Source organism: Streptomyces dengpaensis (assembly GCF_002946835.1).
GTDB lineage: Bacteria > Actinomycetota > Actinomycetes > Streptomycetales > Streptomycetaceae > Streptomyces > Streptomyces dengpaensis.
In genome coordinates, this window is the sequence record NZ_CP026652.1 from 3,991,326 (window position 1) to 4,016,154 (window position 24,829).

General features: G+C 69.8%; 19 protein-coding genes and 1 pseudogene. 12 read left to right on the forward strand and 8 right to left on the reverse strand.

From position 1 onward, the window contains the following. Positions 1 to 137: 137 nt before the first annotated feature. Positions 138 to 740, forward strand: a complete 603-nt coding sequence (locus C4B68_RS44080; protein WP_276311623.1) for a chaplin — start codon at positions 138 to 140, stop codon at positions 738 to 740. A gap of 1,161 nt (positions 741 to 1,901) precedes the next feature. Next, positions 1,902 to 2,144, forward strand: coding sequence for a hypothetical protein (locus C4B68_RS18305; RefSeq protein ID WP_099504802.1), 243 nt, complete (start codon positions 1,902 to 1,904; stop codon positions 2,142 to 2,144). Between the two features lie 29 nt (positions 2,145 to 2,173). Here C4B68_RS18305 and C4B68_RS18310 read toward each other — a convergent pair whose 3' ends face one another. Then, positions 2,174 to 2,680, reverse strand: a complete 507-nt coding sequence (locus C4B68_RS18310; protein WP_240634395.1) for a MarR family winged helix-turn-helix transcriptional regulator — start codon at positions 2,678 to 2,680, stop codon at positions 2,174 to 2,176. Between the two features lie 191 nt (positions 2,681 to 2,871). Between C4B68_RS18310 and C4B68_RS18315 the strand changes: the two genes are divergently transcribed. Together C4B68_RS18315 and C4B68_RS43305 are read left to right on the forward strand one after the other, a co-directional pair. Beyond that, positions 2,872 to 3,720 carry an alpha/beta fold hydrolase gene (locus C4B68_RS18315; protein WP_099504803.1) on the forward strand — a complete coding sequence of 283 codons (849 nt, stop codon included), beginning with the start codon at positions 2,872 to 2,874 and terminating at the stop codon, positions 3,718 to 3,720. 343 nt (positions 3,721 to 4,063) lie between these two features. Continuing rightward, a pseudogene (locus tag C4B68_RS43305) lies at positions 4,064 to 4,240 on the forward strand (Mu transposase C-terminal domain-containing protein); the annotation flags it as partial. Positions 4,241 to 4,453: 213 nt separating this feature from the next. Here the strand turns inward: C4B68_RS43305 and C4B68_RS18325 are convergent. From C4B68_RS18325 to C4B68_RS18335, 3 genes are all read right to left on the reverse strand, one after another. Further along, entirely contained in the window at positions 4,454 to 5,560 is a 1,107-nt protein-coding gene (locus C4B68_RS18325; protein ID WP_099504804.1) for a CU044_5270 family protein, read from the reverse strand. After that, the gene (locus C4B68_RS18330) at positions 5,557 to 6,255 is read right to left on the reverse strand and encodes an RNA polymerase sigma factor (RefSeq protein ID WP_099504805.1); all 699 of its coding nucleotides are present in this window, start codon (positions 6,253 to 6,255) and stop codon (positions 5,557 to 5,559) included. Before C4B68_RS18330 ends, C4B68_RS18325 begins: the two co-directional genes overlap by 4 nt. Positions 6,256 to 6,620: 365 nt before the next feature. Next, positions 6,621 to 9,998: a S8 family peptidase gene (locus tag C4B68_RS18335; protein WP_099504806.1), complete on the reverse strand. Its 3,378-nt coding sequence runs from the start codon at positions 9,996 to 9,998 to the stop codon at positions 6,621 to 6,623. 1,396 nt (positions 9,999 to 11,394) lie between these two features. Between C4B68_RS18335 and C4B68_RS18345 the strand changes: the two genes are divergently transcribed. The 4 genes from C4B68_RS18345 (at position 11,395) to C4B68_RS18360 (ending at position 15,783) form a co-directional block, all read left to right on the forward strand. Then, positions 11,395 to 12,078, forward strand: a complete 684-nt coding sequence (locus C4B68_RS18345) for a hydrolase (RefSeq protein WP_099504808.1) — start codon at positions 11,395 to 11,397, stop codon at positions 12,076 to 12,078. Between the two features lie 166 nt (positions 12,079 to 12,244). Next, positions 12,245 to 12,955, forward strand: a complete 711-nt coding sequence (locus tag C4B68_RS18350; RefSeq protein WP_373682255.1) for a YoaK family protein — start codon at positions 12,245 to 12,247, stop codon at positions 12,953 to 12,955. A 100-nt stretch (positions 12,956 to 13,055) separates the two neighbouring features. After that, positions 13,056 to 14,942, forward strand: coding sequence for an amidohydrolase (locus tag C4B68_RS18355; RefSeq protein WP_099504810.1), 1,887 nt, complete (start codon positions 13,056 to 13,058; stop codon positions 14,940 to 14,942). 37 nt (positions 14,943 to 14,979) lie between these two features. Continuing rightward, complete coding sequence (locus C4B68_RS18360; protein WP_099504811.1) at positions 14,980 to 15,783, forward strand: MIP/aquaporin family protein; 804 nt, start codon at positions 14,980 to 14,982, stop codon at positions 15,781 to 15,783. A gap of 81 nt (positions 15,784 to 15,864) precedes the next feature. Here the strand turns inward: C4B68_RS18360 and C4B68_RS18365 are convergent, their stop codons facing one another. Next, positions 15,865 to 16,542, reverse strand: coding sequence for a hypothetical protein (locus tag C4B68_RS18365; RefSeq protein WP_099504812.1), 678 nt, complete (start codon positions 16,540 to 16,542; stop codon positions 15,865 to 15,867). Between the two features lie 386 nt (positions 16,543 to 16,928). On the opposite strand from C4B68_RS18365, the gene C4B68_RS18370 reads away from it, so the two are divergent. Together C4B68_RS18370 and C4B68_RS41925 are read left to right on the forward strand one after the other, a co-directional pair. Then, positions 16,929 to 18,239 (forward strand): serine/threonine-protein kinase, encoded by a 1,311-nt coding sequence (locus tag C4B68_RS18370; RefSeq protein ID WP_180289341.1) that lies wholly within the window; start codon positions 16,929 to 16,931, stop codon positions 18,237 to 18,239. A gap of 354 nt (positions 18,240 to 18,593) precedes the next feature. Further along, on the forward strand, positions 18,594 to 19,445 hold the full coding sequence (locus tag C4B68_RS41925; protein ID WP_420824027.1) for an SCO2400 family protein: 852 nt from the start codon (positions 18,594 to 18,596) through the stop codon (positions 19,443 to 19,445). Between the two features lie 51 nt (positions 19,446 to 19,496). On the opposite strand, the gene C4B68_RS18380 is transcribed toward C4B68_RS41925, so the two are convergent. Together C4B68_RS18380 and C4B68_RS18385 are read right to left on the reverse strand one after the other, a co-directional pair. After that, on the reverse strand, positions 19,497 to 20,228 hold the full coding sequence (locus tag C4B68_RS18380; protein WP_099504815.1) for a flavodoxin family protein: 732 nt from the start codon (positions 20,226 to 20,228) through the stop codon (positions 19,497 to 19,499). A gap of 199 nt (positions 20,229 to 20,427) precedes the next feature. Then, on the reverse strand, positions 20,428 to 20,928 hold the full coding sequence (locus C4B68_RS18385) for a hypothetical protein (RefSeq protein WP_143674409.1): 501 nt from the start codon (positions 20,926 to 20,928) through the stop codon (positions 20,428 to 20,430). Positions 20,929 to 21,317: 389 nt separating this feature from the next. Here C4B68_RS18385 and C4B68_RS18390 point away from each other — a divergent pair, with 389 nt between their 5' ends. Continuing rightward, entirely contained in the window at positions 21,318 to 23,228 is a 1,911-nt protein-coding gene (locus C4B68_RS18390) for a potassium channel protein (RefSeq protein ID WP_099504817.1), read from the forward strand. A gap of 224 nt (positions 23,229 to 23,452) precedes the next feature. Here the strand turns inward: C4B68_RS18390 and C4B68_RS18395 are convergent, their stop codons facing one another. Then, positions 23,453 to 23,749 (reverse strand): hypothetical protein, encoded by a 297-nt coding sequence (locus C4B68_RS18395; protein ID WP_099504818.1) that lies wholly within the window; start codon positions 23,747 to 23,749, stop codon positions 23,453 to 23,455. Positions 23,750 to 24,280: 531 nt separating this feature from the next. Here C4B68_RS18395 and C4B68_RS18400 point away from each other — a divergent pair. Then, complete coding sequence (locus C4B68_RS18400; protein ID WP_099504819.1) at positions 24,281 to 24,685, forward strand: hypothetical protein; 405 nt, start codon at positions 24,281 to 24,283, stop codon at positions 24,683 to 24,685. Positions 24,686 to 24,829: the final 144 nt, after the last annotated feature.

Sequence of the window (24,829 nt, forward strand, 5' to 3'; positions counted from 1 at the left end):
CGACCTTCACCACCCCCATCAATCCCTGTACCGACCCCAAATCCAAGCCCTACTTCGGAGGAATGAGAGGGCTCATGGCCGGGTCGTTCGCCAGCGACAGAGCCGTACTGTTCAACGGCACCCAGTTGGGCATCAAGATGCTCAATGGGCAAGGAGAGTGGAACGGCAACGACCACGCCTTCGACAACATCCGGATCCTGGATGCGACTCCGCAGCTGGACAAGTCGTTCAGTCCCGCCACCATTGACGAGGGTGGCACCTCGACGCTCACCATGACGGTGACCAACACCAGTGAACTGGCGGCGAAGAACGACTTCGGCTTCACCGACAGCCTGCCCGCGGGCGTGAGCGTGGCCCCGTCCCCCAACACGTCGACGACCTGCGGCAACGGCACGGTCTCCGCGGCGGCGGGGGGCTCGTCCGTCGCTCTGACCGGCGGCGACCTGGCCGCCGGCGACAAGTCCTGCACGGTCACGGTGAATGTCACCGCTGACAAGGCGGGAACCTACGTCAACCGCCCCGAAGCGATCACCACGGTCGGCCTGAATCTCCCGGACCCCACGACCCTGACCGTCAAGGCAAAGGACTCGGCCGTGGGCACCGCGACGGGCTCGCCCGGTCTGCTGTCCGGCAACGTCGTACAGGCCCCGGTGGACATCCCGGTCAACGCGTGCGGCAACACCGTGAACGTCATCGGACTGCTCAATCCTGCGGCGGGCAACGCCTGCGTCAACGGCTAGCCGACCAGGTCACTCGCCGAGCTGGGACCTGGCAGGCCCCTGCGGCTACGCATGGTGCTCAACGGTCCATGAACCGGCGGACTCGCTCCCGCAGGTCCGCCAGGTCCAGCCATGACGGCACTGATGTCGTCGTCACGTCGACCCACGACCGTCTCAAGGCGTTGCGCGTCAAGGCGCGCGAGCAGGCAAGGGCAAAGCCCACCGCGTATAAACCGTCCGGCTGACATCACCGGCTGACATCAACGAGGCCGAACGAGACCGGACAACAGCGACTCAAGCCGGAACGCCAGGCAGCCACGAGGGCCCCTTCCACGCGGTCGCGCCACACAGCGATCGAACTCCTAAAGCGGTGCTCACAACGGAGTCCGTACGTCGACGGAGGACAGCAGCGGTGAGTGTCTAACTGCGTGACAACGCCGACGTACAGCAGCGGACAAGCGCGCACACACATGCGGACCATCACAGCAGGCGACAGGCACACCGGCCCAAGGTCGAGCGCCCTCCGAGTTGCTTCGGGACGAAGAGGTCGTGGGTTCAAATCCCGCCACCCCGACAGTGAAGTACCAGGTCAGGGGCCTGATCCAGCGAGTGGATCGGGCCCCTGACGGGTTTCTGGAGATCGTTTGGGAGAATTCCGGGAGAAGATCTTGGTCGGGTTCTCCCAACACGTGATTGCCGGGCAGGTGCGACGCGCCCCGCACGTAGCGGCGCACATCTGCACGTTCGCGAACTCCAGCCGTCAACTCGCCCCCGACGGTGCGGGTCTCGGCGAACGCGCCGCGGGAGACGGCCGGGCTGGATCCGGAGGCGTGGACCGGGGCGGACAGTGGGTTCGGCATAGGTATGGCGCAGGGCGGTGCTGTGTGTGCGCCAGGGGTGGGCCGCGGTGCTGTTACTCCTGCTGGGACTGCTTGCCTCGGTGGCCGTGACGTCCTACATGTCCGCCATCCCAGATCTGTTCGGCACTTCGATTTGCGACGAGGATGCGAGCAGTCCGCCGCGCTGGCTGGTGGCGAACCAGGATTTCGACGGTTCCGAGTGCTGGTGGCGGAACAAGGTCCGGGTTCTGGCGCACAACGGAGACGTCTGGTCGGTCGATCTCAGCCGGCGCCTGAGCGTCGTACAGCCCCCTTCACCGCACTGTCGCTCGCGGGTGCGGCTGTGGCCACGGCCACGGACACCGCCCACCCGGTCTCCGCGCTGTGGACCCAGACCCTGCTTTACGCCCTCGAAGCCCTCGCCTTCGCCATGACACTCGGCCTGCGCGCCGACAGCGAAATGCTGGCAGCCCACTCCATGCGTCCCGCCCGACTGGCCGACGTGCACAATCTCGGCACGATCACCGCCTGGTGGTCGACCGTCGCAGCCGCCCTCGCCACGAGAGCACGCCGCATCTCGTACTAGATGGGCCCACAAGGTCTCCGGCATTGCCTCTAGGAGGAAGGTGGCGTCGGTGCGGTGCCGGTGGTGTGGCGGATCACGTTGGCGCTCAGTCGGCGGAGCAGGTTCTGTACGGTCTGGATCTCCTCGGGGGTCAGCCCCATGGCGTCTCCGATCGCCGGCGGGACGGTGAGGATGCGTTCGCGCAGTGCGGCCCCGGCCGGGGTGAGCACGACCTCCACCACCCGCTCGTCGTCCGGACGCCGCCGCCGTTCGAGCAGGCCGTTGGTCTCCAGGCGCTTGATCAGCGGTGTCAGGGTCCCGTAGTCCAGCTGCAGGGCGGTCACCAGGTCCTTGACGGGTGTGATGCCGTGCTGCCAGAGCGCGAGCATGACCAGGTACTGGGGGTAGGTCATCCCCACCGCGTCGAGCAGCTGCCGGTAGACGCCGGTGACGGCGCGTGAGGCCGCGTACAGGTGGAAGCAGAGCTGGTCGTCCAGGAGCAGTGAGGGCTCACCGGAGTCGCCCGGTGCGGGTGTGGTGCTGTCGTCGTCGCTCACGGTCCTTCCCCTTCCTTAGTCGTCGGGTGGTCGCCCTGGCACCATTGTCGCATCTTCCGTGCAAACGATTGTCTCGCACACACTTAACTTGTGCACGAGGGAATCGGGCGCTAGGTTTCTCATGTCGCCGGGGCAGAAACACCCGGGCGGCCACCAGACCGGCGTCACCCCGCCCGTATAGGAGAGCCACCATGAACCTCAAGACCGTCTTCCGCCCCACCCGCAAGCACGTCGCCCTGCTGGGCGCCGCCGCCGGGCTGGCGGCCCTCACCCTGACCGCCAACACCCCGGCCAACGCCGCCAAGGCCGAGCACCGCCCGACCGGGAACAAGCCCACCGTCGTACTCGTGCACGGCGCCTTCGCGGACTCCTCCAGCTGGAACGGTGTGGTCAAGCGCCTGCAGCGTGAGGGCTATCCGGTCATCGCCCCCGCCAACCCGCTGCGCGGACTCGCCAGCGACGCCGAGTACGTCCACAGCATGCTCAAGAGCGTGGACGGGCCGGTCGTTCTCGTCGGCCACTCCTACGGCGGCGCCGTCATCAGCGAGGCCGCCGTCGGCGACCCGCAGGTCAAGGCACTCGTCTACATCGCCGCCTTCAGCCCCGCCAAGGGCGAGAGCGCGCTGGAACTGTCCAACAAGTTCCCCGGCAGCACCCTCGGCCCCACCCTCAACTCCGTGCCGTACCCGCTCCCCGGCGGAGGCACCGGCACCGACCTGTACATCAAGGCCGACAAGTTCCACGACCAGTTCGCCGCCGACGTGCCCAAGCCGGTCACCGACCTGATGGCCGCCACCCAGCGCCCAGTGGCCGCCTCCGCCCTGGAGGAGAAGGCCACCACGGCCGCCTGGAAGACCATCCCCTCCTGGAGCCTCATCGCCACCCAGGACTACAACATCCCGCCGGCCGCACAGCGCTTCATGGCCCAGCGCGCCCACGCGCACACCGTAGAGATCAAGGCGTCCCACGCGGTCTCGGTCTCCCACCCGGGCGCCGTCACCCGCCTGATCGAACAGGCCGCCCAGACCACCACCCGCTGACCCCGCGACCAGTCACCACGGCGCAAGACGCGCAAACGCCCACAGATGGTGACGCGCTCTTTCGGGAGTGGTTGGGGAGTGGATCATGAAAATTCACTCCCCAACCGTCACCCCAGACGCGTTCTCAGCAAGGCATCGAGCGCACGTACCGGGGACCACGGATACATGGCCAACCGTGCCTCCAACCCCTCCCCCCACTGTTCGGTCAGTTCGTCCATGAGCCGGCGGGAACGGAAAGTCAGCCATGGGGCGAGAGATCATGGCCTCTTACGCTGGCCGCGAATCGGGCTGGCTCATCACCTGCCCGCACCCTCTTCCCACCGTCGAATCCGCGCGTGGCGGCCGTCCGTGGATCACCTGGTTCGTGGACTGCGCCACCGACGCGGTGATGGGGGTGGTGGTCACGCCCGGGTGTCCGTCGCGGGAGTCGGTGCTCGCCGCGCTGTGCGCGGCGGTGGTGCGTGAGGAGCCTTTCGTGCCGCAGGGCGGGCTGCCGGAGAGAGTCCGGGTGGACCGTGGCGCGCGATCCAGCCGCCGGCGACGTCGGGCAGCGCATCGCCGAGGCGCTGCCGTCCTTAGGGACCCGGTGTCGTCGAAGACCAGCGCCCTCGGCCCCGCCTTCATCTCCTGCGGCGGTGCCGCGGTGTTCGCTCCCGTTGCTCGTGGCCTCCGTCCTGGGACGGCGGCCACGAGTACGGATCAGCGCCGGGCGTCAGCCCGTGAGGGTGGAACGTCAGGCGTTGTGCCCGGGCGTCTGCTTGATGTCGTCGACGATGGTGCGGTTGGTGATGGCGTCGGTGTACCGCACGGTGCCGGGCTTCATCGCGACGCCGTACTCGGAGACCTCCTTGACCTGCACGGAGCGCTCACCGAGGAAGACATGGGTCTTCTTGTCGAAGATCCACTCCTCTCGCGCGCCGCTGGTCTCGTCCAGCCGGGCCACCGCGACTCCGTGACGGCCGATCGCGTCCTGGGCGTCGTTCACCACGACGACACCGGGGATCTTCGCCGCCGTCCGGAACAGCGCCGAGTACAGCTCGGCCGGCGGGTAGGTCTCGCTGAGCAGGTCGCCGATGGTGGTGAAGGCCTGCTGGTCCGGGGTGTTGCCCTGTCCCTTGGTCTCCTTGTAAATCAGCTTCAGCAACTGATCGGGGTCTGTGGGCAGCGTGGCCAGGTAGTCGTACGACGGGGCACCCATGTGCGCCTTGAAGGGCTTGCCCTGCTCGTCGGGCAGGCTCAGCGTCTCGCCCTCCGGGCCGTCGTTGACAGTGGGGTCGATCAGCCAGCCCTTGGTGCCGTCGGCGGACTTCCAGGTCTGGCGCTTGTGCAGGGGGTGGCTGGCGAGGCTGCTCTTGTCGTCGACCGTCTTGACGAAGGTCCGGGCCGCCTCGGACTCGATGTAGACGTACTGGCCCGGCTTCACGGTCGGGCGGGAACCCTCCGCTGCCACCAGCGAAATCTGGTCGAGCAACTGCGGCACACCCTCGGTGCTCGCAGTGCCGACCTGTGTGGTCAGCGCCGGCCCGGTGGCGACATCACCGGACTTCGCGCCCGCCCCGCCGTTCAACACCGAGCCGGCGACGACCACGCCGGTCACGGCGAGGGCGGCGGCGGGCAGTGTGATCGCCAGCCGCGGCAGCCGGAAGCCCCGCGTCCGCGACCGGCCGGGGCCGGTGCTCGCCGGGTGCTCTTCCCGCTGAATGTCCTGCTGAATCTGGGCCATCAGACGCTCCTTGTGGAACTGGTGACGGCCCGCCGGAAGATCGCGTCCAGTCTGCGGAAGGAGAGAGGCACTCTCTTCCCACTCGGCCGGACTCTGCCGGGACTGATTCGCTTTCATCGGTTCCCTCCCGATACGGGCCGGATCGTGTTGATACGGTCTCCTCTTATCTGTCGATCCGGCCGGGCGAGTTCCCGATTTTCCGGAACGATCTTTTCCGAGTTCCCCTCGGCCCGCCGCTCGGCGGACGAATCCCGTGCACCCACCCGCGCCGACGGATCCGCGAGTTCGGCCTCGGTGAGCTTGCGCAGCTTGGCGCGGGCCCGGGAGAGGCGGGAGCGGACCGTGCCGACGGCGATGCCGAGCGCCTCAGCCGCGGCCGTGTACTCCAGCCCCTCCCACAGGCACAGGGTCAGGACCTCGCGCTCGGGTCTGCGCAGTGCGGCAAGCGCGCGCAGGGCCGCGGCGATACGCTGCCGGTCGTCGAGACGACCCGCCACCTCGTCGGCGTGGTCGGGCAGGGCGGTCTCGGCCTCGGCAGCCGCGATCGCTGCCGCCTGGTAACGCCGGTTGCTGCGGTGGTGGCCGCGAGCGACATTGGTCGCCACGCCCAGCAGCCAGGGCCGCAGGGAGCCGCCCTCCGCATCGACCCGCTCACGCAGCCGCCAGACCTCCGTGAAGGTCTCGGCCATCACGTCCTCGGCCGCGGACCAGTTGGCGGTGAGGCGGAAAGCGTGGTTGTAGACGGCGCGGGCATAGCTGTCGTACAGCTCGGCAAACGCGCCCGGATCCCCGGCCCGTATACGGGTCCGCATGTCAGTGCTCACTTCACCAAGCTGACTCATCAACCGCCCCGGGTTCCCATGACCCACATCACACGACGAGGCGCCGGTGGCCGTGACGTGTCGTGCCGGGCCACCTGGTCCGGCCCGAAAGGCCGCCCGGCGCAACGGGCTCGGGGCGATTCGGCGACCTCACCCTTCAGACCGTGAGCAGCCCGCGGTAGAGCCGGATATGACGCGAGTCACGGGCGCCCGGGCCGCGCGGTCGGTCTCCGATGAGCGCTGTCGGTCACACGTGCGGGGCGGACAGACAGAAGTGGCCACGACCGGACGGCTCACACAGCAGGCAAGCCCCCGGGCCGTCCTTGGTCCGGGGGCTTGCTCGTGGAGCGGGGTGCCTACTTGGTGGTGCGGTAGGCGCGGTGGATCGTCTGCTTCACCGTGTTGCCGTCGGCGTCGGTGAGCGTCACCCGCAAGGAGACCGTGCCGGGCTCGGCGGGGTGCCGCAGCTCGAGCTGCTTGCCCTGGACGGCCCTGACCGTCTTCCACGTCCGGCCGTCGTCATAGGAGACGGCGAACGCGAGCTCGCGTGCGGTGGAGGCGGAGGCCGCGCCCTCGACCGTGAACGGGACGGTGAAGGCCGTGCCCGCCTTGGCCGTGCTGGCCGCCCCGAGCTGGGGAGTGAAGCGCACCGCGGACAGCGGAAGCCGCTCCCAGGTGTCCCCCGTCACGTGGGCGGAACGGAAGGTCCACTCGGCCGTCACCCGGGTGCTGACCGCGGAGAGCGACGCGGCGCGGGACACGTCCGTGGTGAGCCGGTAGGTCCGCCGCTCGGCGGGGAGGGTGTGTTCTTCGCCGTTCAGGGGCGTGTCCGAGGTGAACACCGGCTCGCCGTCGGCGTACAGCGCGCTCTGGGCCTTGGTGTAGTCGGAGACACCCACATGGCCCGCGCCGTCGGAGAACAGCGGCACATAGGCGGCGAAACTGTCGCCGAGCCGGGCCGCACCCGACGCCTCCTGACCGGCGGTGTAGAGGTGCGGGCCGAAGACGCCGATGTTGAACCGCTGCGTGTACTTCTTGCCCGCGGTGTAGGACCTGGCCGCGGTGACCGTCTGGCGGCCCTCCCACACCGGTTCGCCGTCCGCGCCAGGGGCGCCGTACTGGTTGAAGGCGTACTGCCACTTCACGCCCGGCAGGACGTAGTCGGTGACGGCGCGCGGCAGGGCGCCCCCGTCCGGGTAGAAGTCGAACCATGAGCCGTCGGGCGTCAGGGGCGCGGCACTGAGGCTCCCGGTCTTGCCCGCGGCGGGTCCGCCGACGGTGATACCCAGCTTGGCGAAGTCCTGGCGCCGCAGGTTCGCGGTGAATCCGGAGAGATCGCCGGTGCGGTTCCAGGCCGGGCGGTAGTTCACCGCACCATGGGTCCACGTCCCGCTGTACTGCGCGAACGCCTCGCCGGCCGGCAGCCGGGCCCCGAGCTGCCCGACGCGCAGGTTACCGAAGCTGCCCATGTCGTAGATGGACGTGTAGCCCGATCCGCCGATGTCGACGCCGAAGTTGAGCGCGGCGGCGGTGTGCGTCGCCGCGCGGTCGGGCACGGTGATCCGGACGGGCTTGGCCTCGCGGGCGTCCATGACCAGCGTGGTGTCCCGGGTCAGCTCGAACTTCGGGTGCAGCAGCACAGCGAGCTTCGCGTCGTCGAGGTCCGCTCCGATGGAAACGCGGCCCTCGAGGGCGTAGCGGCCCTTGGGCAGCCGCACCGTGAACTCTCCGTCCGTGGGGTCGGAGTAGTCCTGCCAGAGGTTGCCGTCCAGCCCGAACAGGCCCGTTCCGGAGTCGCCGGTGGGCTCGCCCCGCAAGTCCAGGTGCCTGACCGTGAGGTTGTACGACTCGGCCTCGCGGTTCACGCCGACGGCGGTGCGCACGGTGGTGTCCCCGGCGGTCGCGGTCACGGAGCCGCCGAACGCGCCGTCGGCCGTGCCCGCGCGGGTGTCGGCGGTCACGGCGGCGGTCGCGGTGCCGCCCGCCGGGATCGTGAGCTGCTTCGGTGAGACGTCGAACATGCCCTCGGCTGCCGGCTTCCCGTCCTCGCCGAACGCCTCGGTGGCCAGGTCGAGGGTGACCGGTTGGTCGCCGTCGTTGCGGTAGGTGAGCTCCTTGGTGACGGGCAGGTCGTCGGCGTGCGGCCACTGGGCGGTACCGAAGCCCAGCGCGGTGGGACTGCTGGTCACCTGCTGGCGCATGGCCCGCGCGATGTCGGTGCGGCCCGTGCCCTGCGCGAACGTGGAGAGATCCGGGGTGGCCACGGCGGAACCGGTGAGAGCGGCCTTGATCCGCTCGCCGGTCCAGTCCGGGTGCTGCTGGGCGAGGATCGCGGCGGCGCCCGCCACATGCGGGGTGGCCATCGACGTACCGCTCATCGAGACGTAGCCGTCGTCCGCCGGGTCGCCCTCCACCCCCTCGGCCGCCTGCGCGGCGACGATGCCCGCGCCGGGCGCGGTGAGGTCCGGCTTGAGGGAGCCGTCGGCGGCGGGACCTCGGCTCGAGAATTCCGCGATGGCGTCTTCGCGGTCCACCGCACCCACGGTGAGCGCGGCGGCGGCGCTGCCCGGGGTGCCGATGGTGGCCGCGGCGGGGCCGCTGTTGCCCGCGGCGACGACGAAGAGCGTGCCGGAGGAGGCGGACAGCTCGTTGAGGGCCTGCTCGATCGGGTCGGTCTCCGGAGTGTCCTGGCCGCCGAGGCTGAGGTTGACCACCTTCGCGCCCTCGGCGACGGCCCACTGCATACCGGCGATGATGTCGGAGGCGCTGCCCGAGCCGCTGTCGTCGAGGACCTTGCCGCTGAGGATGCGGGCGCCGGGCGCCACGCCCTTGTACTTCCCGCCCGACCGGGCCCCGGAGCCCGCGACGGTCGAGGCAACATGCGTGCCGTGGCCCACGCGGTCCACGGTGTCCGGGGAGCCGGAGAAGTTCTTCTCGGCGTCGATACGGTCCTTCAGGTCCGGGTGTGTGGCGTCCACCCCGGTGTCCAGCACCGCGACGGTGACGCCCTCACCGTCGTAACCGGCCTCCCATGCCCCGGGGGCGCCGATCTGGGCGGGGCTCTTGTCGAGCGTCGCCTTGACCCTGCCGTCGAGCCAGATTCTCTCGACCTTCTCCGACGCGGCGGCAGCCGTCGAGCGCGGTGCCGCACCGCTGCCGGTGAGGGTCTGCCACAACGCCGAGGCCTCGGACTTGCGGGCCCGCAGCGCGTCGCCGTTGACGCTGGGCAGGTCCCGGGTGACCCGGGCGCCGGAGGCGGCCAGCGAACTTGCCGCAACGGAGCCGCCCTCGGCGTAGGTGACGATGAGCGGCAGATCGGACCGCGAGGCATCGTCGTACCCCTGGCTCACCAGCCGCGTCACATCGAACAGCTGTCGGTCGGCGGTGCCGTCCGCGAGCAGCCGCTCGGCGTCACCCGGCACGGCATAGGTGTGTCCGTCGGCTGCCCGGGATATGCGGAATCCCGTGCCTTCCCGGCCCTTGGCGGCCGTCACACCGACGACCCTTCCGGTGGCGTCCAGGGTCACCTTGTCGCCTGTGACGAGGGTGACCGTCTTCCTGGTGCCGTCGGACCCGGTCCCGGACGCGGACCCGAGTCCGGATCCGGTACCGGATCCGTCATCAGCCGGCGTGGCCTGGGTGACGCCAGCCGTACCGCTCAGCAAGGCGGTGGCGAGGGCGACAGCGGTGAGCGGGACGACCGCAGCAGCCGTCGCTCGTCTCTTGTGCTTCAAAGCGTGCCTTTCTTCCGAGCACGGCGAAATGGCCGGTGCCAGTGGAAAAGGGTGGAAAAGGGTGGGGTGAGAGAAGGAGCGGCGAAAGGAGCGGACGTCGGACGAGCCGCCACCACGCCAGATGAAGACGGACGCCACGCCCAGCAGCCGGGGCCGCGGGGAGCCACCCTCGGTATCGACCCGATCGTGCAGCCGGCCAGGCCTTCACGAAGGTCTCGGCTATCACGTCCACGGCCGCGGTTCAGTCGGGGGCGAGACGGAAGGCATGGTCGTAGACCAGGCGGGCGTAGCTGTCGTACAGCTCGACGAACACGCGCGGATCCCCGGCCCGGACCCGGGTACGTGTATCAGTGCTCACCTTCATTAGCTGTCGAACCGCCAACCCAGGTTCCCGTGATCCACGTCACGCGATGAGGTCGGGGGAGGCCGAACGCCTATCGACTGCCTAATGCCAGCCCCGACTGACCTGCATCCGAAGCCGCGGTCGTCGGCCTCGCCGGGAGCTGGTCGCATCGTCACCGCCGCGCCCCGACGCAGAGCGGGAGCCTGCTGCCCGGCAGCGGGTGGAGCTCCTTCAGGCCGAGTTGCGGGAGGCGGAGGCCGCGTGGGAACGGTTCGTGATCGCTCGTGAGACGGTGGGCAGGTCTAGCGGAACCACGCGGCGGCGTCTACGGGTTCAAGGCGCAGCCGCCGTTTCACCTGGCGGTGGGTGTGGGCGACCAAGAGCAGCGCGAAACATCGCTTGCAGCAGGCCATCAAGCGGGCGTTGAGGCAGGCCGGTGCTGGAAAGCGGGAGGAAATGCCCCGCATCCCCGTGCGCGTCGTGCGGCGCGGTAGTGCAGTTGATTTCGCCCTGAGCGGCGGCTCGGGCTTTTCCCGGCGCGCTTACGTCCACGAACTCCGTCGACACCTCGGCAAGGACGGCCTGTGCGTCGTGTCGTCGGCGGTCAGAGCGGGCGTCTGCTGACCGCCCGCCAGCCGCGGCAAACACGCCCTGAACGTTCGACGACTCAAGAGGAACGCCCGCGAAACGACTTGGGAACGCGCCAGTCCCTGACCCCCGGCTTCGCGGCACACGACAGGCGACCTGTCCGACCAGGCCAGACAGAGGGACGCTGCTGGAGTACCAGCGCCAAGGCAGGTGCAGCGCCGCCTAGTTCACCCTCTCCATCCCCGCTCGGGGAGCACGGCATACGGACTGGTCCGACCGGGCTTCCGCGTCGCTGATCCACTGGTGTCTCAGCTGCGCGCGGGGCCCAACTCGAGCCGGACCCACTGTCATCGCGTGTCACACCGTTCTGTTCTGTCCTGTCCATCTACTGACAGAGAAGAACAGAGGCGACAGGTGACGCGCTGAGTGCGTCATCCGCCGAAGTCATGAAACGAGGACATTCCCATGGGTCTGAATCGCGAGCTCACCGATGCCGAGATCGTGGCCACCCCCACCCCGAGCCCGGACCTGCTGACCCCGGACAACTCGGTGTTCCTGTTTGTCGACCACCAGCCGCAGATGTTCTTCGGTGTCGGCAGCGGCGACCGGACGGCGATCGTCAACGCCACCGTCGGACTGGCCAAGGCCGCCAAGGCGTTCAACGTCCCGGTCATCCTGAGCACCGTTGCGGCGGAGACCTTCTCCGGCCCCCTCCTTCCTCAGCTCGCCGAGGTCTTCCCCAAGGAGCCGGTCATCGACCGCAGCACGATGAATCCCTGGGAGGACAGCGCCTTCATCGAGGCGATCAAGGCCACCGGCCGCAAGAAGATCGTCCTGTCCGGCCTCTGGACCGAGGTGTGCGTCGCCCTGCCCGCCCTCTCCGCGCTTGCCCAGGGCTACGAGGTGTACGTCGTCGCCGACGCCTGCGGCGGTCTCACCCCCGAGGCCCACGAGCACGCGATCCAGCGCATGATCCAGGCGGGCGTTGTCCCGGTCACCTGGATCACGGTCCTGCTGGAGCTGCAGCGCGACTGGGCCCGCACCGAGACCTATGACGCTGTCGTCGGCATCGCCAAGGAGCACGACGGCGCCTACGGCCTCGGCCTGGTCTACGCGCAGAAGTTCATCGGCGCCAACGCCGCCGGCTGATCCAACCGAGCCCGGCAGGCCGGGGCCGGACATCCTCCGTCCCCGGCCTGTCGGCCCGCTGCCGGAACCGCCGACCGAGGCCGACGGGCCATCACCGGTCAACCCATCGCGGCCTCTTGCCCCGGGTAGCGGACACAGCGCACCGTTCGAAGGAGCTCCACCCGCCGTGAACAGCAGCACCCCCGGCAACCACGGTCCCAGGCAGGCACTGGTCCACGGCGATCGACTGCCCGTCGCACTCACCGCGCTCACCGTCGTCACCGGACTCGTCGACGCGATCAGCTACCTCGGACTCGGCCACGTCTTCACCGCCAACATGACCGGCAACGTCGTCATCATGGCGTTCGCCGCGGCCGGGGCACCGGGCTTCTCGCTTCTCGCCTCCCTGGTCTCCCTTGCGGCGTTCCTCGGTGGAGCGGTCGTCGCAGGGCGCCTGGAACTGGCATTGCGTCAGTATCCGCGCCACCGCTGGGTCTGCATCTCCCTTGCCGTCGAGGCGGTGCTCCTGCTCGCGGCCGCGGCCGTGGCGTTCGCCGTCCCGCACCAGGCGCGCTACCCGCTGATCGTCCTGACGGCGGTGGCCATGGGCATACGCAACGGCACCGTACGCAAGCTGGCGATCCCCGACATGACCACCACCGTGCTCACCCTCACCGTCACCGGACTGGCATCCGACTCCTCGCTCGCGGGCGGCACCAACCCCCGGGCCGCCCGCCGCGTCATCGCGGTCCTCGCCATGCTCGCCGGCGCCCTGCTGGGAGCTTGGCTCGTGCTGCACCACGGACTGGGCTGGCCCCTGCTCATCAGCGCCGTGAGCGTCGCGGCCACGGCCCTCGTACTCCTCCGCGTCCCCGCGGCGGAATCCCGCAGCGCGTGACCGGACCGTACACCGCAGGCGACGGTCCAAGCTCCGCGGCCGGAAGGCACTCACCGGAGCCCCACCCCACACTCTCTTGACCTACTTCCGGGAGATTCCCATGACTACGATTCCCGTCGGCGGGCTGGTCCCCGTCGCCACCGACGACGCCGCGGACGTGGTGGTCCGCAACGCGAAGGTCTACACCGCCGACCCCGCCCGCCCGCAGGCCGGCGCGGTCGCCATCCGGGACGGCCGCATCACCGCCGTCGGCGACGACGCCGATGTCGCACCGCTTGTCGGGCCGCGGACCCGGGTGGTCGACGCACTCGGCCGCAGGGTCGTCCCCGGCCTCAACGACGCACACCTGCACGTCATCCGGGGCGGACTCAACTACGTCCTGGAACTGCGCTGGGACGGCGTGCCGTCGCTGCGGCAGGGGCTGGCGATGCTGCGCGAGCAGGCGGCCCGTACCCCCAAGGGACAGTGGGTGCGGGTGGTGGGCGGCTGGACCGCGGACCAGTTCGCCGAACGCCGCCTGCCCACCGTCGCGGAGCTGAACGCGGCCGCCCCGGACACCCCCGTCTTCGTGCTGCACCTGTACCAGTCCGCGATCCTCAACCGCGCCGCGCTGAAGGCCGCCGGGTTCACCAAGGACACCCCCGACCCCAAGGGCGGGCAGATCGTCCGCGGCCGCGACGGCGAGCCCACCGGGCTCCTGCTGGCCGCGCCCAGCGCGACGATCCTGTACTCGACGCTGGCCAAGGCCCCGGTGCTGGAGGGCGAGGACAAGAAGACCTCCACGCTGCACTTCCTGCGCGAGCTCAACCGCTTCGGCCTGACCTCGGCCATCGACGCCGCAGGCGGCTTCCAGAACTTCCCCGACAACTACGGCACCGTCACCGACCTGGCCAAGGAGGGCAGGCTGTCCCTGCGGATCGCCTACCACCTCTTCCCCCAGACCGTGGGCCAGGAAATCGACGACCTCAAGCGCTGGATCGAGATGGTCCGGCCCGGCGACGGCGACGAGTGGCTGCGCCTCAACGGCGCCGGCGAGAACCTCACCTGGGCGGCGGCCGACTTCGAGAACTTCACCGAACCCCGCCCCCAGCTCGGCGCCTACGAAGCCGAGTTCGAGCAGGCCGTCCGCCTGCTGTCGGAGAACGGCTGGGGCTTCCGCCTGCACGCCACCTACGACGAAACCATCCGGCGCGACCTGGCGGTCTTCGAGAAGCTGGCCGCCGAGGGGCTGTTCCCGGCCGGCAACCGCTGGCTGTTCGACCACGCCGAGACCGTCACCCCCGAGAGTCTGGACCGCATCGCCGCACTCGGCGGGGCACTGTCCATCCAGAACCGGCTGTCCTTCCAGGGCGAGGCCTTCGTCCGCCGCTACGGTGCCGCCGCAGCCGAGCAGGCCCCACCCGTGCGGGCCATGCTGGAGCGCGGGCTGACCGTGGGCGCCGGCACGGACGCCACCCGCGTCTCCTCCTACAACCCCTGGGTAGCCCTGCACTGGCTCGTATCCGGCAAGACCGTCGGCGACCTCACCATCCACTCCCCCGCCAACCGCGTCGACCGCGAGACCGCACTGGCCCTCTACACCCAGGGCGGCGCGAAGCTCACCGGCGAGGACGACGTCAAGGGCGTCCTGCGCCCCGGCTACTACGGCGACCTGGCCATCCTCTCCGACGACTTCTTCACCGTGCCGGAGCAGGACATACCGCACATCGAGTCGCTGCTGACCGTCGTCGGCGGCCGCATCGTCTACGCCGCCGGCGCATACGAGGGCCTGGACGAGGAGCTCCCCGCGATCAGCCCGCAATGGAGCCCCGTCGCCCACTTCGGCGGCTACCAGGCCACCGTCAAGCCCAGCATCTCCGGTGCCCGCCAGGCCGAACTCCTCGGCCAGGCCGTCGCCGAATCCGAGCAGCACCGCCAGTGGCGCGCCCAGCGCGGATTCACCCCCGAAGAACCCACCAAGATCTTCGACACCTGCTTCGTCCTCTGATCCCGGGAATCCGCGCACAGCACATCAGGAGCCCCTCATGAACGACCCCACCGCACCTTTTCCGGCCTTCCGGCACAGCGCCCAGGAGTTCCTACTGACCTCCGTCCTGCTGTTCGGCGTGACGACCATCGTGCGCTGGGTCATCGGCCCGTCCGCCGTCTCCGACGCGATCCCCGGAATCCACCTGAAGCTGCTCGTCGTCGGTGTGGCCGTCGGCCTCCTTGTCACGGGGCTCATCCTCAGCCCTCCCGGCAAGCAGTCCGGCGGCCACATGAACCCGGCCATCTCCTTCGCCATGTGGCGTTTCGGGATCTTCCCCGGCGCGGCGGTGGCGCCCTACATGGTGGCCCAGCTCGCCGGATCCCTGCTCGGCGTGCTCGCGGCGCGGGGCGTGTGGGGCAGCGTCGTCAGCGCTCCTCCGGTGGCCTACGCCGCCCTGCAGCCCGCCCCCCGCTGGTCGGCCACGGGGCTCTTCCTGGCGGAGACGGCGGCCATGGGCGTCATCGTGCTCCTCGTGGGGCTGTTCCTGTCGGTGCACCGGCTGACGCGCTTCATCCCCTATCTGGTGGGCCTCCTCATCGGCCTGTCCATCGCCCTGCTGGGCACGAGCACCGGCGGCAGCCTCAACCCCGCCCGCCAGTTCGGCCCAGCGCTGGCCGCCGGACAGTACGGCTTCCTGTGGGTCTATCTGCTCGCCCCGATGCTCGGCGCCGTCCTGGCACCGGTCGTACGGGACCTCTGCCTCGGACACCGCCAGGTGCTCACACACCGCCTGCACGGACGCCACCCCGACGGGACGCCGCTGCACCACCCCGAGACCGTCGTCAGAGGCTCAGCTTGACGGTCGCAGCGGCGCTGCGGAGAAACACCAGGTCAGGGGCCTGATCCGCTGAGCGGGTCGGGCCCCTGGGATTTGCGTGCGTCAGGCAGCAGCAGGCGCTTCCGAGGTCGGGGCGGCGCTGGTGTGCGGCATGCGGAGGGTGGCCAGGAGGTGCTGGTGCATCTTGTCCAGGGGCTTTGCATTCTCGTTGGAGCCGATGGTCACCATGAGAACTACATGGTCGCCGTCGTAGATGATGCGCGTGGCACCGACCAGGCCGTTGCTGCTCTTCAGAGCTGCGTCGAGGGCGGGCCGACCATCGATCGTGGACTCGTCGGCGCCGGTCGTGGTGAGCTTGTCACCAGGCGACCGTGTTTTATTGAAGCCGTCCAGGAAGCTCTTCAGATCGTCGTCGGGTGCCGGAGCGGTACCGGGAGCGTCGAACACAGCGAAGCCGACGATCGCGTAATCCGCATCCACCATATAAAGACGAGCGTCCCCACCGTCCTTGGCCTCGGTGAAGTGCTGAACGTCTGATTTTCCTGGAAGCTGGATCCGGATTCCGCTCTTGGCGTCGATGGTGTCCACCCACCGCGCGGCGGAAGCGGCACTGCCGTTCGGTCCGGAGCTGCCGTCAGCGGTGCCAACCGTGGCGACGATGCCGGTCTGCGGTGCCGTCGTGGCGGCGAAGGCACTGCTGGGCAGTAGTACCCCTGCGGCGATCACGGAGGATGAAGCGGTGAGCAGCAGCAGGCGCCGGAACTGGGAATGAAAAGTCATGGGAATTCACATCCGGTGAGAGTGGCGGGAACGTAAACAAAGGGTCGTCTCATGACATGCGATTCACTTCGGGCTGTGGAGCGCATATGTCCATTAGGCCCGGCTCCTCGAACTGCGTCATGCCACTGAATCGCGTGGCAGGAAAACACGGGACTTGACCGTCAGCAGTGGTCCGTGCACAATCCCGGCCGGCGCCGCCGGGCGGAGGGATGGGCAGGGTCAGCCCCGCCCTGGCTTCCTGTGGTTGGTCTGGGACGCCCGCCAGGTTCCTCCTGGCGCGGCCGGTAGGCTGGGGCGGCTGCGGCACCCCCCACCATCACCCGTACCCACGCGGTGATTTGGCCTGCGGCGGTCGAGACGTCTCACGGCATGAGGATGAACCACAGGTGCTGATAGCGGGCCGGTACCGGCTGCACGATCCGATCGGGCGCGGCGCGATGGGGGAGGTCTGGCGAGCCTTCGACGAGACCCTCGGAAGGCCGGTGGCCGTCAAGCTCCTGCTCCCCCAGGACACGGACCCCACGGCCGCCTCACGCTTCCGACTGGAGGCGCAGACCGCGGGGAGGCTCAACCACCCGCATGTGGTGGGCGTCTTCGACTTCGGTGAGTTCGAGGATCGTCTCTTCCTGGTGATGGAGTTGGTCGAGGGCGACAGTCTCGACCGCCGTCTCACCGCCGCCGGCCCGTTGCCGGCCGAGCACGTGGCCCGGATCGCCGCCCAGGCCGCCGCCGGGCTCGCCTCCGCCCATCAGCAGGGCATCGTGCACCGCGACATCAAGCCCGCCAACCTCCTTCTGGACGCCGACGGCACCCTCAAGATCGGTGACTTCGGCATCGCCCGTTTCGTCGACGATCCGGCCGCCGCCCTCACCACGACGGGGCAGATCGTCGGCACGAGCCTCTACCTCGCCCCCGAGCGTGCCCTCGGTCAGCCCGCCGGTCCGGCCTGCGACGTGTACGCCCTGGGCTGCGTCCTCTACCAACTCCTCACCGGGCGCCCGCCGTTCCGGGCCGACACCGCTGTCGCGATCCTCCACCAGCACCTGGACGCCTCCCCCGTGCCGCCCCGGCAGCTGGGCGTGGAACTTCCGGCCGCCTTCGAGAACTACCTCCTCGGTCTCCTCGCCAAGCGGCCCGAGGACCGGCCCACCGCGCAACAGGCCGCCGACTGGTTCGCCGGCGGTTCCTGGCAGGGCCGGCCCGAGCCGCTGCCCGCCGCGGCCACCGCGACGGGGACCGGGTCCGCGCCGCCACCGACGTACAGCTCCCCCTCCGGACAGGTGCCGCATACTCCGGAAACCAGCCCCGGGACCACCTACATACTGCCGTCCTCCGCCGGACACACACATCGGTCACGCACGCCGCGACGCCGGGGCGGGCCCGGAATCCGCGGGCTCGTCGCGCATCGGCCGCGGGTCGCGGGCGTGGCCGCCGGGGCGGTGGTCTTCCTGGCCGCGATGCTCGCCGGAATCCTCTGGTTCTCACCGGGCCGCAGTGCCGCGGAGAGCCCGCACACCGATACGCCCGGCACCACGAGCCCCGTTACGACGCCGGAACCGGCCGCCACACCCGACCGTTCGCCCGTCGCATCCCTCCCGGCCAGCACGGCAGACCGTAGGGACGAGAACGAGGAGAAGGAGCGCGGGGAGCACAGGAGGGACGAGGACAAGAGCGATAACGAGGACGAGGACGACTGAGCGGCCTACGGCCGAAGCTTCACGCACCCGTCGGCACATCGGCAGCCTCCGTGGACCGGCGGCGGTGAGGAGGAAAGCCGTAGGTACGGCGGTGACCGCGACGAGGGTCCGGGCGGGTCAGCACCGTGCTGGGTCAGTCGTCCAGTGCGTCCAGAATCAGGCCTTGACAACGTCTTCGGCGATGCGACTCTTTGGCGCGCGAAGTCCGGAGAATCTGCGCAGGAGCGTCACACGGGCTGCACCCAGCCTTTCGAAACCCTCGTTAGCGTTGCTGCCCGCTCGATCCCACGTGCGAACGTGGTCAGGCCCCGGCCCAGGCGGACCGACGGCGCAGCCAAACCAGGAAGACCGCAGATGGACTACTGCTCCTCGTGTCGTCGGCATCTCAACGGTGCCCTGATGTGTCCCGGATGCGGCGCCTACGCACCGGACATCGCTCCGCCCAGCACCATCCGCGCCGGAACGGCCTGGGCCGCCGCCCCGGCGGCGATGGACGTCGCAGAGTCCACGGCCCCATACACGCCGTACGACGGCCACCCGCGCAGCGAGGCGGTGCTCGCGAACACCGGCCCGTCCGGCGCCATCGAGGACATTGAAGGTGTACCGCCCGCGCCGCAAGGACGGGCAGCGCGGCGTCGCCAGCTGGCCCGGTGGAAGAAGAACCAGCGCCGTGCCGTGGTCGCGACCGCCGTCGCACTCATAGGCGGCGGCCTGACCGTCGCCTCGATGGACCGGAACTCCGGCGACCAGGCACAGGCGGCCTCGGCTCCGGACGACCGGACCATGGGCTCCGCGGACCAGCCGGCGGCAGAGTCGACAGAGCCCACCGGCCGCACAGAGCCCACCCGCCGCACGACGACGCCCCCCGCCACGCACCAGTCGTCACGCACCACTGCCCCGGCACAGACGCCGACGGCCAACACCCCGCGGCAGCAGTCCCCCACGGTCACACCCCGCAGGACGCTGCCGCTCGTCCAGTCCGACGCCGCGGCCGCTGCCCGACCGTCGACCACGTCGGCCCAGCCACCGCAGACCACGGCCCCGTCCCCGATTGTGACGACCCCGGACCGCGACCATGCGTCGGCGGAACAGCCGTCCGCGCCCCCGGCCGCCGGTGCCCCGGCGCCGGGTACGTCACAGCCCGCACCGTCGGCGACACCGTCATCGCCGCCGCAGCTCTGCCTGCTGGTGATTTGCCTCGGCTGACCACCGTGCGCGTGACCGGACCAGTTCTCAGCGGTAGCCAGGGTCCAGTTCTCAGCGATAGTCAGGGTTAGGCGCGTCCAAACGGCAGCCCGCTTCCCACGCGGAGCGTTGGTTGCCGTGGGCGGGGATGCCGTTGGCGCGCTTCAGCAGGGCGCCCACGTGCATCAGGTTCCAGGTCATGAACGTGGTGTTGCGATTCGTGAAGTCGTTCTCCGGGCCGCCCGAACCCGGGTCCAGGTACGAGGGTCCCGGTCCCGCCGGGCCGACCCAGCCCGCGTCGGCCTGCGGCGGGATCGTGTAGCCCAGGTGCTGGAGGCTGTAGAGGACGTTCATCGCGCAGTGCTTCACGCCGTCCTCGTTGCCGGTGATCAGGCAGCCGCCGACGCGGCCGTAATAGGCGTACTGGCCCGCGGAGTTGAGCAGGCCGGAACAGCCGTAGAGCCGCTCGATGACCTTCTTGGTGACCGAGCTGTTGTCGCCCAGCCAGATCGGGCCGGCCAGCACCAGGATGTCGGCCGCCATCACCCGCTCGTACAGGGCCGGCCAGGCGTCCGTCGGGAAGCCGTGCTCGGTCATGTCGGGGTAGACGCCGGGGGCGATGTCGTGGTCGACGGCCCGGATGACGTCCGTGGTCACGCCGCGGCTGTCCATGATGGCCCGGCTCTTGTCGATCAGCCCCTGGGTGTTGCTGAGCTCCGGTGAGGGCTTGAGCGTGCAGTTGATGAACAGGGCACGCAGGTCGTCGAAGCGGTACGTGTCGTCGGTCGAGGGCGATGTGGTCATGCGGGCTCCAGTTCCTTCACTCGGGACCGCCGGGGCGGGGTGTCCAACCGGTCCGTGTCGTGGCTCGACAGCAGCGTCTCGCACGGACCGTGACTTGCCCTTCGTCACTCACCGGCTGAGTGTCACTCAATGGCGGCGCCCGGCACGTCGCCGTACGCCGCACCGGTGCGGGGAGAGCGACGCCACGCGGGCGCGTGACTCACACCAGCGCCGTCGGGCCGCCTTCGCTCGGCGGTCTTCCGAAGCGGGGACGTACGGCGATACGAGGCTGACGGCGCTGTGCCGAGTAGTGGACCAGGGTGGGGGCCGGTACGCGGGGGTAGAGCCGCCCGTAGCGGGGGTAGTTCGCGCGGACCGTGGCGATGCCGTTCTCGGTGGGGGCGAGGTAGGCCTGGTCGCCGCGCTGGAGGAGCGCGACGTACTGGCGGATCTGCAGGGCCCGTACGTCGTCGGCCGGTGCGTAGCGGGAGGTGCCGGCGAGCGCGATGCCCTCCATGCCCGCGTTGGCCAGGGTGACCATCAGGCGCCACTGGCGGACGTTCATCGCCTCGGACAGGAATCGCGTCAGGTGCTTGGCGGCGGTCGGTGCGGCGTCCTTGATGAGGAGATCGAGGCGTGCGTACGCGGCCCGCGCGCGGGTGGCGGCGGTCCGGTTCTGGGCGTAGGCCTCGTCGACCTCCACCCGGGCGCGATCGCGCAACAGGTCGCGGTACCACCTGGGATAACCCACCTGAGGTGGCCGCTGCAGGAGGGGATAAAGAGTGGGCGACATCCGCAACGGATCATGACGTGGGCGAGCCTTCTGCGAATCCGATGTACCATCTTCCGTTCATCTGGGGCCAGTTGCCCCGATGCGCCCCCGTGGTGCCGCGGTGCCGGTACGGTGCGCGGTCACACCTCAGGGCCCGCATCCAGGGTCCACACCGTCCAGATCTCAGAGTCACCATCGTCCAGATCTTCAGAGTCCCCATCGTCCATGTCTCAGGGTCCACATCACCGACCGCGTGCGTGAGCGGTTCGGAGCGTGACAGTCTTTCTCCCGTGGGGAACCTTCCGTCTCAGAGCGCCTCAACCGACGCCACCGCACCCATGGTGGTGGCCGGCGACGACGCCCTGGCGCACCGGCTGGCCGCCGAACTGCGCGGGGTGTACGGCGAGCAGGTGACCCTCGTCGTACCGCCCGCCCAGCGGAGCGTGCGGCCGCCCGTGGTGGGGCGGACGCGGGCCACGGCCCTGTTCGACCGGGTGACCGCGGCGGTGAACCGGGCCTCCGGGAACGGTGACTCGGGAGCCGCACGGACCGCCGAACCCCCCGGCTCCGAGCGCATGGTGGAGGCTGCCGAACTCACCGAGGCCGTACTCGCCGACGCCGGTGCAGAGCGGGCCGCCGCGCTCGCGCTCGTGTACGACGACGACGAGACCAACATCCGGGCCGCGCTCACCGCACGGCGGCTCAACCCGCGGATCCGGCTGGTTCTGCGGCTCTACAACCGGCGGCTCGGGCAGCACATCGAGGCGCTGCTCGACCAGGCTTCGGCCTTGGCCGGAGCGGGGGCCGTGCCCGGCATCGGGGCGTTCGACGCGTCCACCACCGTGCTGTCCGACGCCGACACCGCCGCGCCCGCGCTGGCCGCGACCGCCTTGACCGGTACCAGCAAGGTCGTCCAGACCGACGGGCTGATGCTGCGCGCGGTCGAGCGGCCGCCGCCGGGGCCGGGGCAGGTCGCCGATCCGGGCCTGTGCACGTTGGCGCTGCTGTCCGCCACGACCAACGATCCCGCCGGTGCCGACGGGTCCGAGAGCAGTGGGGAGCAGGCGCCCCAACTCCTGCCCGACGAACGGGCGGTGGCCGCCGCGACCGGGCGCGGCACCGTCGTCCTGGAGAATGTCTCGTACTCCGGTCCCGCCCTGTCCGCCGGGCGCAGTGTCGTGCCCTTCGGGTCGTTGCTGTCACGGCGGCTGCGGTGGTCGTTCGCGGGGCTTGTGGGGTGTGTGATCGGGCTTGCGGTCGCCTCGATGGTGGTGACGGGTGAACATCCCTTGCGGGCCACTTACTTGACGCTCCTCGATCTCTTCGCCATCAACGAACCCGCCATCGGGCAGCCTGCCGGGCGGCAGGTTCTTCAGTTGTTCTCGGGGCTGGTCGGGTTGCTGCTGCTGCCTGTGCTGCTGGCCGCCGTCCTTGAGGCGCTCGGTACGTTCCGCAGCGGGTCCGCGTTGCGGAAGCCGCCGCGGGGGCTGTCCGGGCATGTGGTGCTGCTCGGGGTCGGCAAGATCGGTACGCGCGTGCTGGCGCGGTTGCGGGAGCTGAACATTCCCGTGGTGTGCGTCGAGGCCGATCCCGAGGCGCGGGGGCTGGCGCTTGCGCGGCGGCTTCGGGTGCCGGTGGTGCTGGGGGATGTGACTCAGGAAGGTGTGCTGGAGGCCGCCAAGATTCATCGGGCGCATGCGTTGTTGGCGTTGACGAGCGCCGACACGACCAATCTGGAGGCCGCGCTGTACGCGCGGACCGTGCGGCCCGATCTGCGGGTCGTGCTGCGGTTGTACGACGACGACTTCGCGACGGCGGTGTACCGCACGTTGCGTGCCGCCTACCCCGGGGCCCTGACCCGGAGCCGGAGTGTGTCCCATCTGGCCGCGCCCGCGTTTGCCGGGGCCATGATGGGGCGGCAGATTCTTGGGGCGATTCCTGTTGAGCGACGGGTGTTGCTGTTCGCCGCGGTGGATGTGGGTGGGTATCCGCAGTTGGAGGGGCGGACGGTGGGGGAGGCGTTTCGGGCGGGGGCTTGGCGGGTGCTGGCGTTGGATACCGGGGGGCCGTCGGGGCTGGTCTGGAACATTCCCTCCACGTATGTGCTGGGGGGTGGGGATCGGGTGGTGCTGGCTGCTACTCGGCGGGGGTTGGCGGAGTTGTCGGGTCGCCGACGGGTCGTCCCCACCCACCCGACTCGGCCGGGTGAGAGCCCCTCCCCTGGGGCCCCGCCCCAGACCCCGCCATAAGCTCCGTCCCTGGACTCTCCCCCACCCACCCGCCCGACTCCGTCGGATGCGAAGTGCCCCTTGCCCTGGGGACCCGCTCCAGACCCCGGCGGGTACTCCGTCCCCTGCGCCCCTGTCCGAGCCGGCCATCCAGGCAGCCGCCGCCACCCGCGCCACCGACGCCGTGATGGACCACCTCGACCTGACGACCCTCCTCGGGAGGAGGACGGGGCAGGAGAAGCAGCTCAGATTGTCCAGTCACCCTGACTGGCCGCCTCCAGCTCCTCTTCCTTCTCCTCCATGAACCGGATGCCCTCGTGTGACAGCGAGACGATGGCGGGCGTCTTGTGCGAGGTCCACTCGACGGTGATCAACCCCTCACCGGCCAGGTAGGCGCAGGCGGCGGCAAGGTCTTCGTCGGGCAGCCCGAGCTCCTCGCGGAGTGTCGCTCCGCTGGTTTCGGAACGATTGCGTTCGACGGCCCCGTAAAGAGTCTGGAGAACCGCCTTCCGGTAGGTCTTGCGCTCACGCAGTGTCGCCATGGCTGTCGCTCCTGGACTCGTGGCCGAGCTTCCACGTACGCCCCTTTCTGAAGCCTATGCCCCGTACAGGTGTGGGCGAAGGCGGAGCAAAGCGTCACCTGGCGGCGCGGTTTGCTCCGCCCCGGCCCACGTCACCGCACGAGGGCAGCACCCCGTCGCGGCAACGGTGACCTCGGACCACCTCATACGACGTGCCTTTCTGCGAGGCCGCTCACTTGCGGTCCGCCACAAGAAACACCACCGGCGACCGCCCGCCATGAGACGGACCCCGCGTCGGGTAGACGTCAGGTGGGCGCGGTCACCGGTCAATGCCCCGAGCTTGCCGGCACCCGGGGCCCAAGGAGCCTACGCGTCAGCTTTCCTCCGCGACACAGGCGCCTTTGGCCGCGATCAGGCCGTCGGAATGCCGAGTTCGGCGAGCAGGCCGCGCACGCGTTGCTCGATGGCCCACCGTGCCATGGTTGACGTACTCGGGCAGAGTTGAGTACACGCGCTCTGGCCGGTGACGGAGAGAGCCGAAACGCTTGAGCCATGCGCAAAGGACTCCTGAAACCCGTTCTCCAGCAGTGGCCGATCCTTGTGCCGGCTGGGGTGGCTCTAGCGGCGTGGGCGGCCTGGCTGGGCTGGGACCAGCACCGCGACGTACATCCTGATGGCACGACGACCGGTCCATACGAAGCGTGGCAAGTGATCGGGCTGGTGCTGACGCTGCTGGTACCGGTGTGCTGGGCGGCATCCCGGCGTCACGTCGCAGCCGCTGTGCTTGGCCCCACGGTGGGCCTGACTGTTGCTGCCGCTTACGACTGGTCGGACGACTCCAGCGGCCTCTTCATGGTCGGCGTGGGGCTGGTCATGCTGGGGAGCCTCGTCGTGACCGGCGTCGTTTCCGCCGTTATCGTCTATGCGCAACGAGGCGGACGACGGACCGGAGCTTGAGGTAAGCCGCGCTGCCCCTGACCGCACCGGGGTGGCGGACTGACTCCGGAACGCCGGGCTTTCCGGAAGCGGTTGCGCAGGGAAGCGGCCGAGAGATTCGCCAGAGGCGACGAGACGGCGGCTGCCGCCCGGACCCGGCAGGGC